This is a genomic window from Streptomyces sp. NPDC006393, assembly GCF_040628575.1.
In the GTDB taxonomy this organism is placed as follows: domain Bacteria; phylum Actinomycetota; class Actinomycetes; order Streptomycetales; family Streptomycetaceae; genus Streptomyces.
Genome location: NZ_JBEXZD010000018.1, coordinates 26,511 through 47,551, shown reverse-complemented (window position 1 = coordinate 47,551; position 21,041 = coordinate 26,511). Strand labels below are relative to the sequence as shown.

Below are 21,041 nucleotides of genomic sequence, written 5' to 3'. Positions count from 1 at the left end.
TCTCTCTCCCCTTGTCTCTCCCCTTCTATATCCACGGCGGACAACCACGACCGCCGACAACGCCCACATGGAGCATGCCCACCCTCCCCCTGCCGCCCTAGCCTGCGAGAAAAGAAGGAAAAGCGTCCGAAAAACGCCCCCGTACGCCACCGCCGTACGCAGCCGTACGCCGGACACGCAAGATCTCACCAGGGAGCCCTCATGACCGCACTTGAGCAGGAGCGCCGCGTCGTCACCGCCATTCCCGGCCCGAAGTCGCAGGAGCTGCAGGCCCGCCGTACCGCCGCGGTCGCGCAGGGCGTGGGCTCCACGCTCCCGGTCTTCGTCACCCGCGCCGGCGGCGGCATCATCGAGGACGTCGACGGCAACCGCCTCATCGACTTCGGCTCCGGCATCGCGGTGACCTCGGTCGGCGCCTCCGCCGAGGCCGTCGTACGCCGTGCCTCCGCGCAGCTCGCCGACTTCACCCACACCTGTTTCATGGTCACGCCGTACGAGGGCTACGTGGCCGTCGCCGAGGCGCTGGCCGAGCTCACGCCGGGTGACCACGCGAAGAAGTCCGCGCTGTTCAACAGCGGCGCCGAGGCCGTGGAGAACGCGGTCAAGATCGCCCGCGCGTACACCAGGCGCCAGGCGGTCGTGGTCTTCGACCACGGCTACCACGGCCGCACGAACCTCACCATGGCGCTGACCGCGAAGAACATGCCGTACAAGCACGGCTTCGGCCCGTTCGCCCCCGAGGTGTACCGCGTCCCGGTCGCCTACGCCTACCGCTGGCCGACCGGCCCGGAGAACGCGGGTGCCGAGGCCGCCGCCCAGGCCATCGACCAGATCACCAAGCAGGTCGGCCCGGACAACGTGGCCGCGGTCATCATCGAGCCGGTGCTGGGCGAGGGCGGTTTCATCGAGCCGGCCAAGGGCTTCCTCCCGGCGATCCGGCAGTTCGCCGCCGACAACGGCATCGTCTTCGTGGCCGACGAGATCCAGTCCGGCTTCTGCCGCACCGGCCAGTGGTTCGCCTGCGAGGACGAGGGCATCGTCCCCGACCTGATCACGACGGCGAAGGGCATCGCCGGCGGCCTTCCGCTGGCCGCCGTCACCGGCCGCGCCGAGATCATGGACGCCGCGCACGCGGGCGGCCTGGGCGGCACCTACGGCGGCAACCCGGTGGCCTGCGCGGGCGCGCTCGGCGCGATCGAGACGATGAAGGAGCTCGACCTCAACGCGAAGGCGCGGCGGATCGAGGAGGTCATGAAGGGCCGCCTGTCCGCGATGCAGGAGAAGTTCGACATCATCGGCGACGTCCGTGGCCGCGGCGCGATGATCGCCATCGAGCTGGTCAAGGACCGTACGACGAAGGAGCCGAACCCGGAGGCCACGGCGGCCCTCGCCAAGGCCTGCCACGCCGAGGGCCTGCTGGTCCTGACCTGTGGCACCTACGGCAACGTCCTCCGCTTCCTGCCGCCGCTGGTGATCGGCGAGGACCTGCTGAACGAGGGCCTGGACATCATCGAGCAGGCGTTCGCGCGCATCTGAGCGGAGGATCCGCACAGGTGGGGTGGCACGGACGGCAGACCGTGTGAAGAACGTGTGCGAGGTGGATGGCAGGACGCCGATGACGCTGTCCTCCGCCCCCCACCTGCCGTAGCGTCTACTTCCAGATGAGAGATACACCCGCCCGCGGGCGACCGCGGGCGACATCAGGCCGTCGCCTCCCCAGCTTCGACCTGGTTTCGTGCCTCGCGCACACAACCGGGGCCTCAGGGCTCCGGGTCTCCTCACCGATCGGACGGTCGCCCGCCCCAAACCCCCCGGGGCGCGCGACGTTCCGATCAGGACGGTCGCGGACATACAGGACGGCCGTTCCACTCGAAGGGCCGACGCGAATCCCCCCCTTGCGCCGGCCCTTCGGCATGTCCGGGCCCGGCCGCGACCGCTGTGGCCCACGGCCGACGAGCGTCACCGCAGGGGGACCTGCGAAGCTGTCACTGTGTCGACCTCGCGAGAACTGGACCTGGAGAGCGCGCCCGGCCGGCCGGCCGGAGGGCAGGGGCACCCGGCGGTGGGACGGGGTGGCGCCCTGCTCTCCTTCCTGGTCCTGCTCGTGGTGGTGCCGGCGGTGCTCTTCTCCCTGATCACCTGGCAGGTCGTCACCCACGGGCCGCTGCTGCGCGTGGACCAGCGGGTCAGTGACGCGCTGGTGCGTCCGGACCGGGCCTCCGAGGTGCTCTCCGACCTCGGGGATGTGCAGGTCGCCGTGCCGGTGCTGCTGGTGGTGCTCGTCCACGTCGCCCGGCGGGGTTGGAGTGCCGGCCAGGCACGCTGGTGGGTGCCGCCGCTGGCCGCGGGTCTCCTGATGGCGCTGCTTCCCGTGCTTCTCGTGCCACTGAAGGAGTGGACCGCCCGGCACGGGACCGATGTCATGCCGCCCGGTGTGGGGTACTACCCGTCCGGGCACACCGCGACCGCCGCGATGGGCTACGGGGCCGCGGCCCTGGTGCTCCTTCCGTGGGTGCGTGCGGCCCTCGCCCGTGCGGCGGTCGTGGTGTTGTGTGCCGTGCTCGTGCTCGGTGTCTCGTACGGGCTGGTGCGGCGCGGCTACCACTGGCCACTGGACGTGGTGGCCAGTTGGTGTCTGTGCGCCGTGCTGCTCTCGGTGCTGCGGCTGGTGATCGGCGGGTTCAGCCGAAGTAGCCGTCGAAGGTGTTCTGGAACTGCCAGCTCCCGAACCGGTCCCAGTTGATCGACCAGGTCATCAGGCCGCGCAGGGCCGACCAGGTGCCGTGGGTGGTGTACGAGCCGCAGTTGGTCTTCTTCGTCAGGCAGTCCAGGGTCTTGGTGACCTCCGCCGGGGCCACGTAGCCGTTGCCCGCCTGGGTGGAGGCCGGCATGCCGATGGCGACCTGGTCGGGGCGCAGGGGCGGGAACATGTTGCCCGCGTCGCCCGCCACCGGGAAGCCCGTCAGGAGCATGTCGGTCATCGCGATGTGGAAGTCCGCGCTGCCCATGGAGTGGTACTGGTTGTCCAGGCCCATGATCGGGCCCGAGTTGTAGTCCTGGACGTGGAGCAGGGTCAGGTCGTTGCGGAGGGCGTAGATCACGGGGAGGTAGGCGCCGCAGCGCGGGTCCTGCCCGCCCCACTTGCCCGTGCCGTAGTACTGGTAGCCCATCTGCACGAAGAAGGTCTCCGGGGCCATCGTCAGCACGAACTTGTCGCCGTACTTGGCCTTCAGGGTCTTCAGGGCGGAGATCAGGTTGACGATCACCGGCGTGGTCGGGTTCCTGAAGTCCGTGTCGTTGGTGTTCAGGGAGAGCGAGTGGCCCTCGAAGTCGATGTCCAGGCCGTCGAGGCCGTACTCGTCGATGATCTTCGAGACCGACGAGACGAAGGTGTCCCTGGCCGCCGTCGTGGTCAGCTGGACCTGGCCGTTCTGGCCGCCGATCGAGATGAGGACCTTCTTGCCCGCCGCCTGCTTGGCCTTGATGGCCGCCTTGAAGTCGGCGTCGCTCTCCACGTTCGGGCAGTCGGTGACCGGGCAGCGGGTGAAGCGGATGTCGCCGGAGGTGACCGAGGTCGGCTCGCCGAAGGCCAGGTCGATCACGTCCCAGCTGTCGGGGACGTCGGCCATGCGGGTGTAGCCGGAGCCGTTGGCGAAGCTGGCGTGCAGGTAGCCGACCAGGGCGTGCGGCGGGAGGTCCGAGGTGCCTCCGGGGTCGCCCGGGTCGCCCGGGTCCGCGGCCGTGGTCGCCGTCACCGTCGCCGACTTGGCGGACTCGCCGGCGTCGTTCACCGCGGCGACCTGGAAGCTGTACGCGGTGGACGGGGTCAGGCCCGTGACGGTCGCCGACGCGCCGGTGGTCGTCTGGACCTTCGTTCCGTTGCGGTAGACCGCGTAGCTCGTCGCGTCCGCCACCGGTGACCAGGACAGGGCCACGCTGGTGGAGGTGACCGTGCCCGTCTTCAGTCCGGTCGGCGCGGCGGGCGGCTGCTGGGTGCTGCCGCCGCCCGGGCCCACGAGCGAGATGTCGTCGGCGTAGTAGGCGCCGGTGCCGTACCAGCCGTGCGTGTAGATGGTGACCTTGGTGGTCTGCGCGCCGGTGCGGAAGGTGGTGGTCAACTGCTGCCAGTCGGCCGCTGACTGGGTCCAGTTGTAGACGTCGGTGGTGCCGGTGCCGCTCGCGCCCAGGTACACGTAGGAGCCGCGGAGGTAGCCCGACAGCGTGTACTGGGAGTTCGGCTGGACGGACACCGTCTGCGCGCACTGGGCGTTGTCGCTGCCGGCCGGGGTCGCCTGCAACGCGGACGTGCCGCTGTGGACGGGGCTGGTGACCGTCTTTCCGGAGCCGGCCGTGCAGGTCCAGCCGTCCAGTCCGGATTCGAAGCCGCCGTTGCGCGCGAGGTCCGCGTCGGCCGCACGGGCGGCCGACGACAGCGCGGTGATGCCGGGCACGGCCAGCAGGCCTGCCGTGAGCACGGCGAGCAGCCGGCGTGACGTTGGTCTGTGTCTGTCGCGATCCACAAGTGCCTCCGGGCGAGGGGGAATTGCGAGAGGAACCGCAAGAGGGACGGGAGGGGGAGCGCGCCCAATTTGGTCCAGACCAATTGCGTTGTCAAGACCTACGGCGCCGTACGGGCCGCGTGGTCAGCCGTCCTCCTCCGCCGCCACGGCCGCCGCCTCGTGCATCGCCAGTTCCAGCAGCGCCGGGTCGGTGAGGGTGCCCGAGCCGTCCGGCGGGATCAGCCAGCGCACGGTGCCGGCCCCCCGCCCCGGGTACGGCACGACGATCCAGGTGCCGGCCCCGGCCGCGAGGACCCCGGTGCCGAGCCAGCGCGCCGCCGTGCCCGGCGGGACCAGGAAGCCGAGCCGCCCGTCGCCGAAACCGGCCAGGACCGGGCCGACCTGGTCCAGGACGCGGGTGAGCACGTCGAGCGTCGTATAGCCGAGTCCGGCCGGCAGGACGAGTACGTCCCAGGCCCTGCCCGCGGGCAGCAGGGCGACCCCGCGGGGGTCGCGCTGCCACGCGCGGCGGCAGGCCCGGGGATCCGGTGCGACGGATGCCAGCCACTCGACCGCCGTCTTCGCGCCCGTCATGAGGAGACCTCCCTGTCTCGTCGTGGACGCCGGTCGCGTCCACGGGAGAGAGGGAGGTCTCCCCGCGGGCATTACGCGGGTTTCGGGCTCTCGTCGGGGTGAAGGGGTGTGAACCGGCGCACAGCCGGCGTGCGCCTCAGCTGTCGAAGCCCAGGCCCAGCCGGTCCATCGTGCGCAGCCACAGATTGCGCCGGCCGCCGTGCGCGTCCGCCCGCGCCAGCGACCACTTGGTGAGCGCGATGCCGGTCCAGGCGAACGGCTCCGGCGGGAAGGGCAGCGGCTTGGTGCGCACCATCTCCAGTTCGGTGCGCTCGGTGCGCTCACCGGCCAGCAGGTCCAGCATCACCTCGGCACCGAAGCGGGTCGCCCCCACGCCCAGGCCGGTGTATCCGGCCGCGTACGCCACCCTGCCCCGGTGGGCGGTGCCGAAGAACGCCGAGAACCGCGAGCAGGTGTCGATGGCCCCGCCCCAGGCGTGTGTGAAGCGGACGCCCTCCAACTGCGGGAAGCAGGTGAAGAAGTGCCCGGCGAGCTTGGCGTACGTCTCCGGGCGGTCGTCGTACTCGGCCCGCACCCGGCCGCCGTAGGGGTAGATCGCGTCGTAGCCGCCCCACAGGATCCGGTTGTCGGCGGAGAGCCGGAAGTAGTGGAACTGGTTGGCCGAGTCGCCGAGGCCCTGGCGGTTCTTCCAGCCGATGGACGCCATCTGGCCGGCGGTGAGCGGCTCGGTCATCAGGGCGTAGTCGTACACCGGGACGGTGTAGGAGCGGACCCGTCTGACCAGGCTGGGGAAGACGTTGGTGCCGAGCGCGACCCGACGGGCGCGGACCTGGCCGTAGGGGGTGCGTACGGCCATGCCGGCGCCGCACGGCTTCAGGGTCAGGGCCGGGGTGTGCTCGTGGATCCGGACGCCGAGCCGGAGGCAGGCGCGCTTGAGGCCCCAGGCGAGCTTGGCCGGGTGGACCATGGCCACCCCCCGGCGGTCCCACAGGCCCGCCTCGAAAGTCGGTGAGTCGACTTGTTCCCTGACCGCTTCGGCGTCCAGGAACTCGACGTCCTCCGCGAGGCCCTTGTCCTCCAGCTCCTTGTGCCAGGCGCGCAGCTCCCGGGCCTGGTACGTCTCGGTGGCGACGTCGATCTCACCGGTGCGCTCGAAGTCGCAGTCGAGGGAGTAGCGGGCGACCGCCTTCTCGATCTCGTCGAGATTGCGGGCGCCCAGCTCCTCCAGCTTGTGGATCTCGTCGGGCCAGCGGGTGAGGCCGTTGGGCAGTCCATGGGTGAGGGAGGCGGCGCAGAACCCGCCGTTGCGGCCCGAGGCGGCCCAGCCCACCTCGCGGCCCTCCAGCAGCACCACGTCCCGCTGCGGATCGCGCTCCTTGGCGTTCAGCGCGGTCCACAGTCCGCTGTAGCCGCCGCCGACCACCAGCAGATCGCAGGTCTCGGTGCCGGTGAGGGCGGGCTCGGGGCGGGGCTTGCCGGGGTCCTCCAGCCAGTACGGGACCGGCTGTGCCTCGGACAGGGATTTCGTCCAGTCGTCGTGACGGCTCATGGCGCTCGGGGCCATGATTTCAACTCCCCACAGGGTTCTTTTCGCTTACGCCTTCTGCCTGTTGCGGCGATTGCCGATCAGCATGGAGGCCAGCACGAACAGTACGGCGACGAGGAACATGGCGGTGCCGATGACATTGATCTGAACGGGTGTTCCGCGCTGCGCCGAACCCCACACGAACATGGGGAAGGTGACCGTCGAGCCGGCGTTGAAGTTGGTGATGATGAAATCGTCGAACGAGAGCGCGAAGGACAGCAGCGCGCCCGCGGCGATCCCGGGTGCCGCGATCGGCAGGGTGACCCGCAGGAAGGTCTGCACGGGGCCCGCGTACAGGTCCCGGGCGGCCTCCTCCAGGCGCGGGTCCATCGACATCACGCGCGCCTTGACCGCGGTGACGACGAAGCTGAGGCAGAACATGATGTGCGCGATCAGGATCGTCCAGAACCCCAGCTGCGCCCCCATGTTGAGGAACAGGGTGAGCAGCGAGGCGGCCATGACGACCTCGGGCATCGCCATCGGCAGGAAGATCAGCGAGTTGACGGCGCCGCGCGCGCGGAATCGGTAGCGGACCAGCGCGAAGGCGATCATCGTGCCGAGGATCGTGGCGCCGATCGTCGCCCACACGGCGATCTGGAGGCTGAGGGACAGCGAGCCGCACAGGCCGGCGACCCCGCACGGGTCCTTCCAGGCGGCCGTGGAGAACTGCTGCCACTCGTAGTTGAAGCGCCCCTTCGGCTCGTTGAAGGAGAACACCGTGACGACGACGTTCGGCAGCAGCAGATAGGAGAGCGTCAGCAGTCCCGCGATGACGACGAGATGGCGCTTGAGCCAAGTGACGAAGGGCATTTAGACCAGATCCTCCGTCCCGGAGCGGCGGATGTAGAACGTGACCATGGCCAGGATCGCGGCCATGAGGATGAACGACAGGGCCGCGGCCGTCGGATAGTCCAGGATCCGCAGGAACTGCGTCTGGATCACGTTTCCGATCATCCGGGTGTCGGTGGAGCCGAGGAGTTCGGCGTTGACGTAGTCGCCGGCCGCCGGGATGAAGGTCAGCAGCGTGCCGGAGACCACGCCCGGCATGGACAGCGGGAAGGTCACCTTGCGGAAGGTGGTCCAGGGCCTGGCGTACAGATCGCCGGCCGCCTCGTGCAGCCGTCCGTCGATCCGCTCCAGCGAGGTGTACAGCGGCAGGATCATGAACGGCAGGAAGTTGTACGTCAGTCCGCACACCACCGCGAGCGGGGTGGCCAGCACCCGGTCGCCGGCCGTCCAGCCGAGCGCGCTGGTCAGGTCCAGGACGTGCAGCGTGTTCAGGGTGTGCACGACCGGGCTGTTGTCCGCGAGGATCGTCTTCCAGGCCAGGGTGCGGATCAGGAAGCTGGTGAAGAACGGCGCGATCACCAGGATCATGATCAGGTTCCGCCAGCGGCCCGCGCGGAAGGCGATCAGATAGGCCAGCGGATAGCCGAGCAGCAGGCAGAGCACGGTCGCGGCGGCGGCGTAGAGCACCGAGCGCAGGAACTGCGGCCAGTACTCGGCGATCGCGTCCCAGTAGGTCGCGAAGTGCCAGGTGACCTTGTAGCCCTCCTCCAGGGAACCCGTCTGCACGGAGGTGGAGGCCTGGTAGACCATCGGCAGCGCGAAGAAGACGATCAGCCAGAGGATGCCGGGCAGCAGCAGCCAGTACGGGGTGAGCCGGCCGCGCCTGCGCGGGGGCTTCTTCGCCGGCGCGGCGGAGGCGAGAGGCGGTGGCGCCTCGGTGAGGGTCGACATGTCTACGCGGCCTCTTCCTCGACGGTCTCCACGCCGGCGTCTATGTCCTGGGCCGCGTCCAGACCGAAGGTGTGCGCGGGGCTCCAGTGCAGGACGACCTCGGCGCCGGACACGAGACGGGGGTCGCGGTCGATGTTCTGGGCGTAGACCTCGAACTCGGGGCAGACCGGGCTGTCGACGACGTACTGCGTGGAGACGCCGATGAAACTGGAGTCGACGATCCTGCCGGTGATGCGGTTGCGGGCCTCGGGGATCTCGCCCGCCTCGTCGGCGGGGACGAGGGAGATCTTCTCGGGGCGCACACCGACCAGCACCTTGCCGCCCGTCGTGGTCGAGGCCGAACATCGCGCCTCGGGCAGCAGCAGCTTGCCGCCGCCGGCCCGTACGACGATCTCGCCGCCGGACTTGCTGTCCACCTCGGCCTGGATCAGGTTGGAGGTGCCCAGGAAGTTGGCGACGAACGTGGTCTGCGGGTTCTCGTAGAGGTCGGTGGGCGAGCCGAGCTGCTCGACGCGGCCCGCGTTCATCACGGCGACCGTGTCGGCCATGGTCATGGCCTCCTCCTGGTCGTGCGTGACGTGGATGAAGGTGATGCCGACCTCGGTCTGGATGCGCTTGAGCTCCAGCTGCATCTGGCGGCGCAGCTTCAGGTCCAGGGCGCCCAGCGGCTCGTCGAGGAGGAGCACCTTGGGGTGGTTGATCAGCGCGCGGGCCACGGCGACGCGCTGCTGCTGACCGCCGGAGAGCTGGTGCGGCTTCTTGCGCGCCTGTTCGCCCAGCTGGACGAGCTCCAGCATCTCCTCGACCTGCTTCTTCACGCTCTTGATCCCGCGCCGGCGCAGGCCGAAGGCGACGTTCTCGAAGATGTCGAGGTGCGGGAAGAGGGCGTAGGACTGGAAGACCGTGTTGACCGGGCGTTTGTAGGGCGGCAGATGGGTCACGTCCTGGTCGCCGAGGTGGACGGTGCCCTGGCTGGGCTCCTCCAGGCCGGCGATCATGCGCAGGGTGGTGGTCTTGCCGCAGCCGGAGGCGCCGAGCAGGGCGAAGAAGGAGCCCTGGGGCACGGTCAGGTCGAGCGGGTGCACGGCGGTGAAGGAGCCGTAGGTCTTGCCGATGCCCGAGAGGCGGACGTCGCCGCTGTTGTCTGTCGTCGTCATCGTCGTCACGCCCCTGTGAGCTTGGAGAACTTCTGCTGGTAGGCCGTCTCTTCCGCTTGCGTCAGCGAGCGGAAGGCGTGGGACCTGGCCGCCATGGCCTTGTCGGGGAGGATCAGCGGGTTGTTCGCCGCGTCCTTGTCGATCCTGGCGAGATACGGCTTCACATCGGCGACCGGACTGACGTAGTTGACGTAGGCGGCGAGTTCGGCGGCCGGCTCGGGCTCGTAGAAGAAGTCGATGAGCCGTTCGGCGTTCGTCTTGTGACGCGCCTTGTTGGGGATGAGCATGTTGTCGGTGGACGTCATGTAGCCGTGGTCGGGGATGATGTAGCCGACGTCCGGGTTGTCCGCCTGGAGCTGGATGATGTCGCCGCCCCAGGCGATGCACGCGGCGAAGTCGCCCTTGGTGAGGTCGGACGTGTAGTCGTTGCCCGTGAAGCGGCGTATCTGGCCCTTGTCGACGGCCTTCTGGAGGCGCGCGATCACCGCGTCGAAGTCGTCGTCGGTGAACTTCTCCGGGCTCTTGCCCATGTCGAGCATCGTCATGCCGATGCTGTCGCGCATCTCGGTCAGGAAGCCGACGCGTCCCTTGAGCTTGGGATTGTCGAGCAAGTCGGAGACCGACTTCACCTCGATGCCGTCCAGCGCCTTCTTGTTGAACGCGACGACGGTCGAGACGCCCTGCCAGGGATACGAGTAGGCGCGGCCCGGGTCCCAGTCGGGGGCGCGGAACTGGTCCGACAGGTTGGCGAAGGCGTGCGGCAGGTTGGACGGGTCCAGTTTCTGCACGTATCCGAGGCGGATCATGCGGGCGGCCAGCCAGTCGGTGAGGATGATCAGGTCGCGGCCGGTGTCGTGGCCGGCGGCGAGCTCCGGCTGGATCTTGCCGAAGAACTCGTCGTTGTCGTTGATGTCCTCGGTGTACTTGACCCGGATGCCGGTGCGTTTGGCGAAGGCGTCCAGCGTCGGATGGCGCTCGGTCTTGTCGTCCACGTCGATGTACTCGGGCCAGTTGGAGAAGTTGACGACCTTCTCCTTGGCCGAGTGGTCGTCGGCGGAGACGCCGCCCTGCGTCTTGGTCGCCGCCGGGATGCCGCAGGCGCTCAGCGCGCCGAGTCCGCCGACGGCGAGCGCCCCGCCCGCCGAGGCGCGCAGCAGGGAACGCCGGGTGAGGGCGGCCCGTCCGCCCCGGAAGCTGCGCCGTACGGCGGCCACGTGGGCCGGGGACGGGCGGTCGGGCTCGTACTGCTCCATGCGCGTGGTGCCCTTTCGGAGGGTTCGGCCTGGTCACGGCCTGGGAGTGACTATCGGTCCCCGAAGATCGTGCGGTGCCAGTCCTTGCGGACCACCGCCGTGTTGTCGAACATGACGTGCTTGATCTGCGTGTACTCCTCGAACGAATACGCGGACATGTCCTTGCCGAAGCCGGAGGCCCGGTAGCCGCCGTGCGGCATCTCGCTGATGATCGGGATGTGGTCGTTGATCCACACACAGCCCGCCCTGATCTCCCGGGTGGCGCGGTTCGCCCGGTAGACGTCCCGGCTCCAGGCGGATGCGGCCAGACCGTACGGGGTGTCGTTGGCCAGCCGGATTCCTTCGTCGTCGGTGTCGAACGGCAGGACGACCAGCACCGGTCCGAAGATCTCCGACTGGACGATCTCGCTGTCCTGCGCGGCGTCCGCGATCAGCGTGGGGAGGTAGTACGCGCCGTTCTTCAGCTCCCCCTGCGGGGCCTCGCCACCGGTGACCACGCGCGCGTAGGCACGTGCCCGGTCCACGAACCCGGCGACGCGGTCCCGCTGCACGTGCGAGATCAGCGGGCCCAGGTCGGTGCCGGCGGCGAAGGGGTCGCCGAGCCGGACGGTCTCCATCAGCGCGGCGGTCCGCCGCACGAACTCCTCGTACAGGGGCCGCTGCACATACGCGCGGGTGGCGGCCGTGCAGTCCTGCCCGGTGTTGATGAGAGCGCCCGCCACCGCGCCGTTGACTGCCGCGTCCAGATCGGCGTCGTCGAAGACGACGAAGGGGGCCTTGCCGCCGAGCTCCAGGTGCAGCCGCTTCACGGTGGCGGTGGCGATCTCGGCGACGCGCCGGCCGACGGCGGTGGAGCCGGTGAAGGAGGTCATGGCCACGCCGGGGTGGCCGACCAGGTGCTCGCCGGCCTCCCGGCCGGTGCCGGTGACGACGTTGACCACGCCGTCCGGGATGCCCGCGTCCGTGGCGGCCCGGGCGAACAGCAGCGAGGTCAGCGGGGTCAGCTCGGCCGGCTTCAGCACGATGGTGTTGCCCGCCGCGATCGCCGGGAGGATCTTCCAGGCCGCCATCTGGAGCGGGTAGTTCCAGGGGGCGATGGAGCCGACGACGCCGATGGGCTCGCGGCGGACGTAGGAGGTGTGGTCGCCGGAGTACTCACCGGCGGACTGGCCCTGCAGATGCCGGGCGGCGCCCGCGAAGAAGGCGGTGTTGTCGACGGTGCCCGGCACGTCGAACTCGCGGGACAGCTTCAGCGGCTTGCCGCACTGGAGGGACTCGGCGCGGGCGAAGTCCTCGGCCCGCTCGGCGAGTACGGCGGCGAAGCGGTGCAGCGCGTCGGAGCGCTCGCCGGGCGTGGCGCCCGCCCAGGCGGGGAACGCCTCCCCCGCGGCGGCCACCGCGGCGTCCACGTCCTCGGCGCCGGCCAGTTCGTAGGTGTACACCTCTTCGCCCGTGGCCGGGTCGACCACGGCGTGGGTGCGGCCGGACGTGCCCTTCGCCGGGCGTCCGGCGATGTACTGCGCGCCGTCCCCGAGGCGGTCCTGCGCGGGGAATCGTTCCGGGGTGGCGGTGCCCGGCTTGTGCATGTCGCTCTCCTCCGCCGTCGCCCCGCTCGGCACGGGGTCGGCTGGCGTAGCTCCAGCTCGATTTGAGTGCCGATCCTGACAGAGCACAGGGGGTCCAACAAGTGATTCCGTTGTTGCCTTTTGGTTACGCGACGGAATCTGTCGACCGGGTGTCGAGTCGACGCGGAAAAGCCGGGACGGAGTGTCAGTGGTGCGTGCCACACTCGCATGCATGGGGAAGATCGGTTCTTGGGAAGCCCTGATCAGCGAGGTCCACGCGGGGGCGAGGATCAAGTACCTGCATTTCTGGGGGCATCGGCCGCGGCCGGACGGACGGGTGGGCGCGAGCTGTCTGAGCCAGTGGTGGCCCTCGCCGTTCACGGTGGACGGGGCGACCTACGCGACCGCCGAGCACTGGATGATGGCCGGCAAGGCGCGGCTGTTCGGGGACGCGGAGGCGGAGCGGCGGGCGCTGGCCGCGGGGCATCCCTCCCAGGCGAAGAAGGCGGGGCGGCTGGTGCGCGGCTTCGACGAGGACATATGGGCGCGGGAGCGGTTCCGGATCGTGGTGGAGGGCAGCGTCCACAAGTTCGCCGCCCATCCGGAACTGCGGGAGTTCCTGCTGGGCACGGGCGAGAGGGTCCTCGTGGAGGCGAGTCCGGTGGACCGCGTGTGGGGCATCGGGCTGGCCGCGGACGACGAGGCGGCGGCGGACCCGGAGCACTGGCGGGGACCGAACCTGCTGGGCTTCGCCCTGATGGAGGCCCGGGAGCGGCTGCGCGCGGGGGCGGTCTAGGGTTCGCCGCGCACACGCGGGGCGCGGCGGGGCACCTACGCGGGGCGGGGCCTCGGCGGGGGCGCGGCGCGTGGCGCGGTCTCGGGTGTCGCGGGTGTCGCGGGCTCAACGCCCGTACGAAAGCTCAGGCCTTGAGGCCGGCCGCCGGGGCCGCGGGTGATGTACGGGCACGCGGGCCCGACGCCTCGCATGGCACAGGGGCCGGCTGGAGGCCGGCCCCCGCGGTGCGGCGGAAGACGTCAGAACGTGCTCGCCGATCCCATGATGCTCGCGAACACCAGGAGGCCCAGCAGCGGCAGCACCACCGTGGCGATGATGCCGCAGACGAGACCGGCGGTCGCCGCGCCCTTGTTCGTGGCCTCGCCCCTGTTGGCCTTCCCCCGGCCGATGGCGCCGAAGATGATCCCGAGGATGCCCAGGATGACCCCGAAGAACCACAGGAAGAAGGTGAGGCTGCACACGACGCCGATGATGCCCAGCACCATGCCCGTGGTGCCCATGCCGTTGCTCGGCTGCACGGGCATGGCGTAGCCGGGGGCCTGGGGGTAGCCCACGGGCGGCGCGGCCGGGTAGCCGGGGCCCGACTGCGGGTAGCCGTAGCCCGGGCCGGACTGCGGGTATCCGTATCCCGGCGCCGGCTGCTGCGGCGGCTGGGACGGCGGCCCGAAGCCACCGGGTGCGGGATTGGTGTCGGACATGGCTGGAGCTCCCCTCCGTTGACAGTCAAGGCATCGTAATGCCCGTGATCCACGCGGTGTACGGCGTGTGCGCAGGCTGTTGCGGAACGGACACGAGCGGGAGGTGCCGGGGGCCGCACGGCCGGGTCGGAAGGCCGCACGGCCCGGTTCGGCGGCGGAGGTTCAGCGGTCGGTGAGGACCGTGGCGGACACGCGGAGGACGTCGCCGTATCCGTCGTCGTACCCGTTGTCGTACCCGTCGTCGTTGATGGCGGCCGTGATCCCGATGGCGACCAGGACGATCACCGCGATGCCGAGGACGATGCCGATGATGCCCGTGATGAAGCCGGCCTGGGCCTGGCCGTGGTTGTCGGCCTCACCCCGCTCGGCCTTGCGGCGGCCCTTGACGCCGAAGACCACGGCGAGGACGCCGAGGACGACCGAGACCACGCCGTACAGGCAGAACAGGCAGCAGGACAGGATGCCGAGCACCATGGCCGCGATGCCCAGGCCGTTCTCACGGGGCTGCGGCATGCCGGGCCAGCCGTAGGCCCCATATCCCGGCTGACCCGGGTAGCCGGGATAGCCGGGGTGGCCGGGGTGGCCGGGATAGCCGTATCCGCCCGGACCGGCGGGACCGCCGGGGCCCGTGGGGGCGATCGGCGGCGGGGGCACGGCGGACTCGCCCGCCGGGGCGACGGGCGGTGCGTCGGCGGGGGCGGCGAACGCGGGCGGCGGCGGGAAGCCGCCGGACGACATCGAGGCGATGGTGGCCTGGTCGTGCACCGACGGCGAGGTGCCCGGGGCCTGCGACGGCATGGGCGGCAGGTCCCGCGCCGGGGGCTGCTGGGGCACGGACGGCGGGTTCTTCTCCAGTGAGGGCCGGCTCTCGGGCGGCGCCCACGGGTTGTCCTCGGCTCCGGCGCCTGAGCCCGCCCGCGTTCCGTCCGTCATGTCCTCGCGTCCCCCTCGGTCGATCGTCCCGCCATGCTACGGCCTGGTCGCCAGGGCCATGCCAGGCGGGCGGGCACGGCCGCGAGCTGCCGGTCCCCACGGGCCACCGCCGGCCGCGTGTGCCGTGCGTGCGCCTACCATGGCCGTGCTCATCGATCAGCCGATCACCCGCACCGCGCCCGCCCGCTCGGGACACACGGTGCCGTTCCCGGGGAGGAACCCCTTGACCGACCAGCGCGCTCCTCGCGATCCGCACGCCTTCATCGCCGGACTGCCCAAAGCCGAACTGCACGTGCACCACGTCGGCTCCGCCTCACCCCGGATCGTCTCCGAACTGGCCGCCCGGCACCCGGACTCCAAGGTGCCCACCGACCCCGAGGCCCTGGTCGACTACTTCACCTTCACGGACTTCGCCCACTTCATCGAGGTGTACCTGTCCGTCGTCGACCTGATCCGCACCCCGGAGGACGTCCGCCTGCTGACGTACGAGGTGGCCCGCGACATGGCCCGCCAGCAGGTGCGCTACGCCGAGCTGACCGTCACCCCGTTCTCCTCCACCCGCCGCGGCATCGACGAGCGTGCCTTCATGGACGCGATCGAGGACGCCCGCAAGGCGGCCGAGGCCGAGTTCGGGACCGTGCTGCGCTGGTGCTTCGACATCCCCGGCGAGGCCGGCCTGGAATCGGCCGAGGAGACGGCGCGGCTGGCCACCGACGACCGGCTGCGCCCCGAAGGGCTGGTGTCGTTCGGGCTGGGCGGGCCCGAGATCGGCGTGCCGCGGCCCCAGTTCAAGCCGTACTTCGACCGTGCGATCGCCGCCGGGCTGCACTCCGTCCCGCACGCCGGTGAGACCACCGGCCCGCAGACGGTGTGGGACGCGCTGACCGAGCTGCGCGCCGAGCGCATCGGCCACGGCACCAGTTCGGCCCAGGACGAGAAGCTGCTCGCGCACCTGGCCGAGCACCGCATCCCGCTGGAGGTCTGCCCCACCTCCAACATCGCCACCCGGGCGGTGCGCACCCTGGAGGAGCACCCCATAAGGGAGTTCGTCGAGGCCGGGGTCCTCGTCACGATCAACTCCGACGACCCGCCCATGTTCGGCACCGACCTCAACTCCGAGTACGCGGTGGCCGCCCGCCTCCTCGACCTCGACGAGCGGGGCATCGCCGAGCTGGCCAAGAACGCGGTGCGCGCCTCCTTCCTCGACGAGGCGGGCAAGAAGCGCATCGCCGACGAGATCGACGCCTACACCGCGCGGTGGCTCGCGCCCTGAGCCGTCGGGCACGGGACACAATGGGGCGCATGCAGACCGTGACCGCCGTCGCGCACCGCGGCGACCCCTACCGCTTCCCCGAGAACACGATCGACTCGCTGCGCTCCGCGCTCGGCCGGGGCGCGGACGCGGTGGAGATCGACGTGCGCCTGACCCGGGACGGGGTGCCCGTGCTGCTGCACGACGCGTCGCTGAAGCGGCTGTGGGGGCACGACCGGCCGTTGCGCTCGCTGTCCGCCGAGGAGGTGCGCGCGCTGACGGCGGGCCGGGTTCCCACGCTCGTGGACGCGCTGGCCGCGACGCACGGCGGCCGGGTGATGCTCGACCTGCCGGGCGCGGCCGATCCTCGGGCGGTCCGGGAGATCGTCGGGGTGGTCCGCGAGTGCGGTGCGCGGGACCGTGTGTACTACTGCGCGGGCGCGGGGGCGATGCTGGCGGTGCGCGCGGCCGACCCGTCCGCCGAGATCGCCCTGACCTGGACGACACTCGCACCACCGCGGCCGGTTCTGCTGGACGCGGTGCGGCCCAGGTGGCTGAACTACCGTTTCGGCCTGGTGGACCGGGAGCTCGCCGCGCGCGTCCACCGCGACGGTCTCCTGCTGTCCGTCTGGACCCCGGACACCCGCCGCTCGCTGCGCCGACTGGTCAGCCTCGGCGTGGACTCGATCACGACCAACCGCATCGACGTCCTGTGCGCGCTGCGCGGGCGGTGAGCCGGGCGCTCCGTGCGGCCCTCCCGGGGCACTCCTGGGGCACCCGCTCCGTGGCACCCCCTAGGGGGCTCCCCCGGTAATCCCCGTTATCCGTGCGGCTGTTGCTCCGGGCCATGTCGGGGGCGGGTGCCCTCCTCGGTGACGATCCGCCGGTCCGCCGGGGACCCGAGGATGATCGACGACGGCCGTGCACATCGGTCGTGCGCCCGTCCCGGATCCCCTCGGACTTCACAGGAGCAGCCGATGCGAGCCCGTACCACCGCCCTGACCGCCGCCTGTCTCGCCCTCGCCCTGGCCTCCGGGCCGTTGGCCGCCGCGGGGGCGTCCGCCGCACCGGCCCCCGCCTCCGGCGCGGCCCCCACGCCGAGGTCGTCCACGGCCCGTGCGGCGACCGGACCGGACGTGGAGGCCCTGTCCGCCGCGATCGCCGGGCTGCCGGACAAGGACTTCACCGCGGCGGACATCCGTGTCGGCGGCGACGGCACATGGCGCGGTACGGCCGGGGTCCGGGACATCCGCACGGGGGCACCCGCACTGCGGGACGGGCGCTTCCGCGCCGGTTCGGTGACGAAGGTGGTGACCGCGTCCATCGTGCTGCAACTGGCCGCCGAGGGGCGGATCAGCCTGGACGGCACCGTGCAGCACTATCTCCCGGGCCTGCTCACCGAGGACTTCGAGCCCATCACCGTACGGCAGTTGCTGAACTACACCAGCGGCCTGAAGCCCGGCCCTTCCCTCGGCGAGACGGTCGACGACGGGTACCCGCACCGCTTCGAGACACTGACGCCGCGCCAGGTCGTGGCGGGCTCGGTCGCCCAGGGACCGGCGTACCGGCCGGGCACGCGGCAGACCTACGGCAACATCCACTACACCGTGCTCGGCATGCTGATCGAGAAGGTGACCGGCGACTCCTACGCCCACCAGGCCCAGGTGCGGATCTTCGGGCCGCTGGGCATGCGCCACACCTCGTTCCCGGTGGGCGCCGACCCCCGTGTCCACGGCCCGCACAACCGGGGTTACGACTGGATCGACGGCAAGCTGGTCGACGTCACCGACTGGAACATGTCCGACCGGTGGGCGGCCGGCGACATGATCTCGACGACCGCCGACCTGCAACGGCTGCTGGTGGCGCTGTTCCGCGGCCGGGTGGTGCCCGAGCCGCAGCTGCGGGAGATGTTCACCGTTCCGGACCTGCCGGGGGCCCGGTACGGCGCGGGGCTGGAGCGGTTCGAGCTCGACGGCAAGGTGATCTGGGGCAAGACCGGCTCGCGCCCCGGCTATGCCACGGCCATCGCCGCGACACCGGACCTGTCCCGGACCGTGGTCTACGACGTGACCGCCACCGACGCCAAGGGCGACGGCGCGGCCACCGCCGAGCGCTTCGGTTACCCGGCGTTCAATCGCTGACGGCGACAGCGGTGGCGGGCGGGGGCGCGGACGGCGCGGTGAGCGCCTCCAGCCGCTTGATCTTCCTGCGCAGGACGTAGAGCGGGACGATCCCGAACACCCCGAAGGACATGTCGATCAGCGACCACCAGAAGGGGATGCCCCGGATCGGCCCGCAGATCAGCGCGAGCGGCACGATGCCCACGCAGGCGATCATCCCGAACTCCACGACCCAGATGTTGCGGACCGGGTCGCGGTAGGGGCCGTAGAACGCGACCGCGATGACGAGATGAGCGAACGCCAGCCAGTCCGTGCCGTACAGCAGGAACGGGTAGTCGGTGTCGGCGGTGTCGAGCCCCCGCCGCACCCGCTCGATCCAGTCCATCAGTCCGGGCAGGTGATCGGGCACCGCCAGGGACCGCAACACGCTCTCGGTCCACCGTAGTTCGTGCACCAGCGGGAAGGCGGTGGCCCCGCTGAGCACCAGACAGACGACGAAGACAACCAGCCAGACACGAATGCCCTTGAGCAGGGCGGCTCTGTCGCTCATGGCATGAGCGTACGCCTGTCTTGAACATGTTCAAAAAGGGGGCCGGCCGTCCGCCCGGGTCGAGGCACGCCGCGGCCCCGGGTGGTCCGTCCTTCCACCCGGGGCCGCGAGTTCGGTCACGTCCGGCCAGTCGCCGGCGTCTGAGCCGTGGCGACGCTCAGCCGTCCAGGGACGTCATCACGTGCTTGATGCGCGTGTAGTCCTCGAAGCCGTACGCCGACAGGTCCTTGCCGTAGCCGGACTTCTTGAAGCCGCCGTGGGGCATCTCGGCGACCAGCGGGATGTGGGTGTTGATCCACACGCAGCCGAAGTCGAGCTTCTTGGACATCCGCATGGCGCGGGCGTGGTCCTTGGTCCACACGGAGGAGGCCAGCGCGTACTCGACGCCGTTGGCCCACTCGACGGCCTGGTCCTCGTCCGAGAAGGACTGGACGGTGATGACCGGGCCGAAGACCTCCTTCTGGATGATCTCGTCGTCCTGCTTGACGCCGGAGACGACGGTCGGCGCGAAGAAGTAGCCCGTGTCGCCGACGCGCTTGCCGCCGGCCTCCACGCGCGCGTGGGCGGGCAGCCGCTCGATGAAGCCCTCGACCTGCTTGAGCTGGTTGGGGTTGTTGAGCGGGCCGAAGAGGACGTCCTCGTCGTCCGGCAGGCCGGTCTTCGTGTCCTCCGCCGCCTTCGCCAGCGCCGTCACGAACTCGTCGTGGATCGACTCGTGGACCAGGACGCGGCAGGCGGCCGTGCAGTCCTGGCCGGCGTTGAAGAAGCCCGCGACGGAGATGTCCTCGACGGCCTTGGCGATGTCGGTGTCCTCGAAGACCACGACCGGCGCCTTGCCGCCGAGCTCCAGGTGGACGCGCTTGACGTCCTTGGAGGCCGACTCGGCGACCTGGATGCCGGCGCGGACCGAGCCGGTGATGGAGGCCATCGCCGGGGTGTCGTGCTCGACCATCATGCGGCCGGTCTCGCGGTCGCCACAGATGACGTTGAAGACGCCCTTGGGCAGGACCGAGCCGAGGATCTCCGCGATCAGGACCGTGGAGGCGGGCGTGGTGTCCGACGGCTTCAGGACCACCGTGTTGCCGGCGGCGATCGCCGGGGCGAACTTCCACACGGCCATCATCATCGGGTAGTTCCACGGCGCGACCTGCGCGCAGACGCCGACCGGCTCACGGCGGATGATCGACGTCATCCCCTCCATGTACTCGCCGGCCGAGCGGCCCTCCAGCATCCGCGCCGCGCCCGCGAAGAAGCGGATCTGGTCGACCATCGGCGGGATCTCCTCGGAGCGGGTCAGCCCGACCGGCTTGCCCGTGTTCTCCACCTCGGCCGCGATCAGCTCCTCGGCCCGCTCCTCGAAGGCGTCCGCCACCTTCAGCAGGGCCTTCTGCCGCTCCGCGGGGGTGGTGTCGCGCCAGCCCGGGAAGGCCGCGGCGGCGGCCGCCATCGCGGCGTCGACGTCCGCCTGGCCGGACAGCGGCGCGGTCGCGTACGCCTCTCCGGTCGCGGGGTTGACCACCTCGGTGGTCCGTCCGTCGGCGGCGTCCCGGAACTCACCGTCGATGAAGTTGCGCAGACGACGCAGCTCGGTGCTCACTGCCGGCCCTCCTGGGTTGGTTCATGGTGTCCGATCTCTGAGACACCCACCCTAGTCCGGACTCCGACGTTTTCAACACCCCCATCGCCATCACTTCTGCGAAATCCGCACGTCTTGGTCCTTCAAACAACGAATTTCATCGATCCAGGCTTGCGGAACTGTCGAGACGTCGTGCACAGTGAGCACGTGGCCAGTCGAAGCGCAGACCAGAAGGACTCGTCCCGCGAGTCCCGCAACGGGAACGGCACCCCCCAGCTGGACGCCGTCTCCCTCGCCATCATCGAGCAGCTCCAGGAGGACGGCCGCCGGCCGTACGCCGCGATCGGCAAGGCCGTCGGCCTGTCCGAGGCGGCCGTGCGCCAGCGGGTGCAGAAGCTGCTCGACCAGGGCGTCATGCAGATCGTCGCCGTCACGGACCCGCTCACCGTGGGCTTCCGCCGGCAGGCGATGGTCGGCATCAACGTCGAGGGCGACGTCGAGTCGATCGCGGACGCGCTGACCGCCATGTCGGAGGTCGAGTACGTGGTGATGACCGCGGGCTCGTTCGACATCCTCGCCGAGATCGTCTGCGAGGACGACGACCACCTGCTGGACGTCATCAACAAACGCATCCGGGCGCTGCCCGGCGTGCGCTCCACCGAGAGCTTCGTCTATCTGAAGCTCAAGAAGCAGACCTATATGTGGGGAACCCGATAACCGTGA

General features: G+C 70.5%; 19 protein-coding genes. 7 read left to right on the top strand and 12 right to left on the bottom strand.

Going from position 1 to position 21,041, the window contains the following annotated elements:
- The first annotated feature begins 201 nt into the window (after nt 1-201).
- Complete coding sequence (gabT, locus tag ABZ484_RS11190; protein WP_358865615.1) at nt 202-1,536, top strand: 4-aminobutyrate--2-oxoglutarate transaminase; 1,335 nt, start codon at nt 202-204, stop codon at nt 1,534-1,536.
- Nucleotides 1,537-2,062: 526 nt separating this feature from the next.
- Nucleotides 2,063-2,743, top strand: coding sequence for a phosphatase PAP2 family protein (locus ABZ484_RS11185; RefSeq protein WP_358865651.1), 681 nt, complete (start codon nt 2,063-2,065; stop codon nt 2,741-2,743).
- Here ABZ484_RS11185 and ABZ484_RS11180 read toward each other — a convergent pair.
- The 8 genes from ABZ484_RS11180 to ABZ484_RS11145 all read right to left on the bottom strand — a co-directional run bounded on the left by ABZ484_RS11180 (nt 2,682) and on the right by ABZ484_RS11145 (nt 12,414).
- On the bottom strand, nt 2,682-4,520 hold the full coding sequence (locus ABZ484_RS11180; protein ID WP_358865614.1) for a glycoside hydrolase family 18 protein: 1,839 nt from the start codon (nt 4,518-4,520) through the stop codon (nt 2,682-2,684). The genes ABZ484_RS11185 and ABZ484_RS11180 overlap by 62 nt on opposite strands.
- A gap of 123 nt (nt 4,521-4,643) precedes the next feature.
- Entirely contained in the window at nt 4,644-5,093 is a 450-nt protein-coding gene (locus ABZ484_RS11175) for a hypothetical protein (RefSeq protein WP_358865613.1), read from the bottom strand.
- 136 nt (nt 5,094-5,229) lie between these two features.
- Complete coding sequence (locus ABZ484_RS11170; protein ID WP_358865612.1) at nt 5,230-6,657, bottom strand: FAD-dependent oxidoreductase; 1,428 nt, start codon at nt 6,655-6,657, stop codon at nt 5,230-5,232.
- Between the two features lie 30 nt (nt 6,658-6,687).
- The gene (locus ABZ484_RS11165; protein ID WP_358865611.1) at nt 6,688-7,488 is read right to left on the bottom strand and encodes an ABC transporter permease; all 801 of its coding nucleotides are present in this window, start codon (nt 7,486-7,488) and stop codon (nt 6,688-6,690) included.
- Nucleotides 7,489-8,418 (bottom strand): ABC transporter permease, encoded by a 930-nt coding sequence (locus tag ABZ484_RS11160; RefSeq protein WP_358865610.1) that lies wholly within the window; start codon nt 8,416-8,418, stop codon nt 7,489-7,491.
- A 2-nt stretch (nt 8,419-8,420) separates the two neighbouring features.
- On the bottom strand, nt 8,421-9,584 hold the full coding sequence (locus ABZ484_RS11155) for an ABC transporter ATP-binding protein (protein WP_358865609.1): 1,164 nt from the start codon (nt 9,582-9,584) through the stop codon (nt 8,421-8,423).
- Nucleotides 9,581-10,828, bottom strand: a complete 1,248-nt coding sequence (locus ABZ484_RS11150) for a spermidine/putrescine ABC transporter substrate-binding protein (protein ID WP_358865608.1) — start codon at nt 10,826-10,828, stop codon at nt 9,581-9,583. The genes ABZ484_RS11155 and ABZ484_RS11150 overlap by 4 nt, the downstream gene beginning before the upstream one ends.
- Before the next feature lie 50 nt (nt 10,829-10,878).
- Nucleotides 10,879-12,414 carry a gamma-aminobutyraldehyde dehydrogenase gene (locus ABZ484_RS11145; protein ID WP_358865607.1) on the bottom strand — a complete coding sequence of 512 codons (1,536 nt, stop codon included), beginning with the start codon at nt 12,412-12,414 and terminating at the stop codon, nt 10,879-10,881.
- A gap of 211 nt (nt 12,415-12,625) precedes the next feature.
- Between ABZ484_RS11145 and ABZ484_RS11140 the strand changes: the two genes are divergently transcribed.
- The gene (locus ABZ484_RS11140; RefSeq protein ID WP_358865606.1) at nt 12,626-13,189 is read left to right on the top strand and encodes an NADAR family protein; all 564 of its coding nucleotides are present in this window, start codon (nt 12,626-12,628) and stop codon (nt 13,187-13,189) included.
- 239 nt (nt 13,190-13,428) lie between these two features.
- On the opposite strand, the gene ABZ484_RS11135 is transcribed toward ABZ484_RS11140, so the two are convergent.
- Nucleotides 13,429-13,887, bottom strand: coding sequence for a DUF4190 domain-containing protein (locus tag ABZ484_RS11135; protein ID WP_358865605.1), 459 nt, complete (start codon nt 13,885-13,887; stop codon nt 13,429-13,431).
- A 162-nt stretch (nt 13,888-14,049) separates the two neighbouring features.
- Complete coding sequence (locus ABZ484_RS11130; RefSeq protein ID WP_358865604.1) at nt 14,050-14,820, bottom strand: DUF4190 domain-containing protein; 771 nt, start codon at nt 14,818-14,820, stop codon at nt 14,050-14,052.
- 139 nt (nt 14,821-14,959) lie between these two features.
- Here ABZ484_RS11130 and ABZ484_RS11125 point away from each other — a divergent pair, with 139 nt between their 5' ends.
- From ABZ484_RS11125 to ABZ484_RS11115, 3 genes are all read left to right on the top strand, one after another.
- Entirely contained in the window at nt 14,960-16,093 is a 1,134-nt protein-coding gene (locus ABZ484_RS11125) for an adenosine deaminase (RefSeq protein WP_358865603.1), read from the top strand.
- A gap of 29 nt (nt 16,094-16,122) precedes the next feature.
- Nucleotides 16,123-16,806, top strand: coding sequence for a glycerophosphodiester phosphodiesterase (locus ABZ484_RS11120; protein WP_358865602.1), 684 nt, complete (start codon nt 16,123-16,125; stop codon nt 16,804-16,806).
- A 243-nt stretch (nt 16,807-17,049) separates the two neighbouring features.
- Nucleotides 17,050-18,213 carry a serine hydrolase domain-containing protein gene (locus tag ABZ484_RS11115; RefSeq protein WP_358865601.1) on the top strand — a complete coding sequence of 388 codons (1,164 nt, stop codon included), beginning with the start codon at nt 17,050-17,052 and terminating at the stop codon, nt 18,211-18,213.
- Here the strand turns inward: ABZ484_RS11115 and ABZ484_RS11110 are convergent.
- Entirely contained in the window at nt 18,203-18,742 is a 540-nt protein-coding gene (locus tag ABZ484_RS11110; protein ID WP_358865600.1) for a hypothetical protein, read from the bottom strand. The two genes, ABZ484_RS11115 and ABZ484_RS11110, sit on opposite strands and share 11 nt — an antisense overlap.
- Before the next feature lie 157 nt (nt 18,743-18,899).
- A complete protein-coding gene (locus ABZ484_RS11105) occupies nt 18,900-20,339 on the bottom strand; it encodes a gamma-aminobutyraldehyde dehydrogenase (RefSeq protein ID WP_358865599.1) in 1,440 nt (479 codons plus the stop codon).
- 171 nt (nt 20,340-20,510) lie between these two features.
- Between ABZ484_RS11105 and ABZ484_RS11100 the strand changes: the two genes are divergently transcribed.
- Nucleotides 20,511-21,035 carry an Lrp/AsnC family transcriptional regulator gene (locus tag ABZ484_RS11100; RefSeq protein WP_358865598.1) on the top strand — a complete coding sequence of 175 codons (525 nt, stop codon included), beginning with the start codon at nt 20,511-20,513 and terminating at the stop codon, nt 21,033-21,035.
- Nucleotides 21,036-21,041 lie beyond the last annotated feature (6 nt).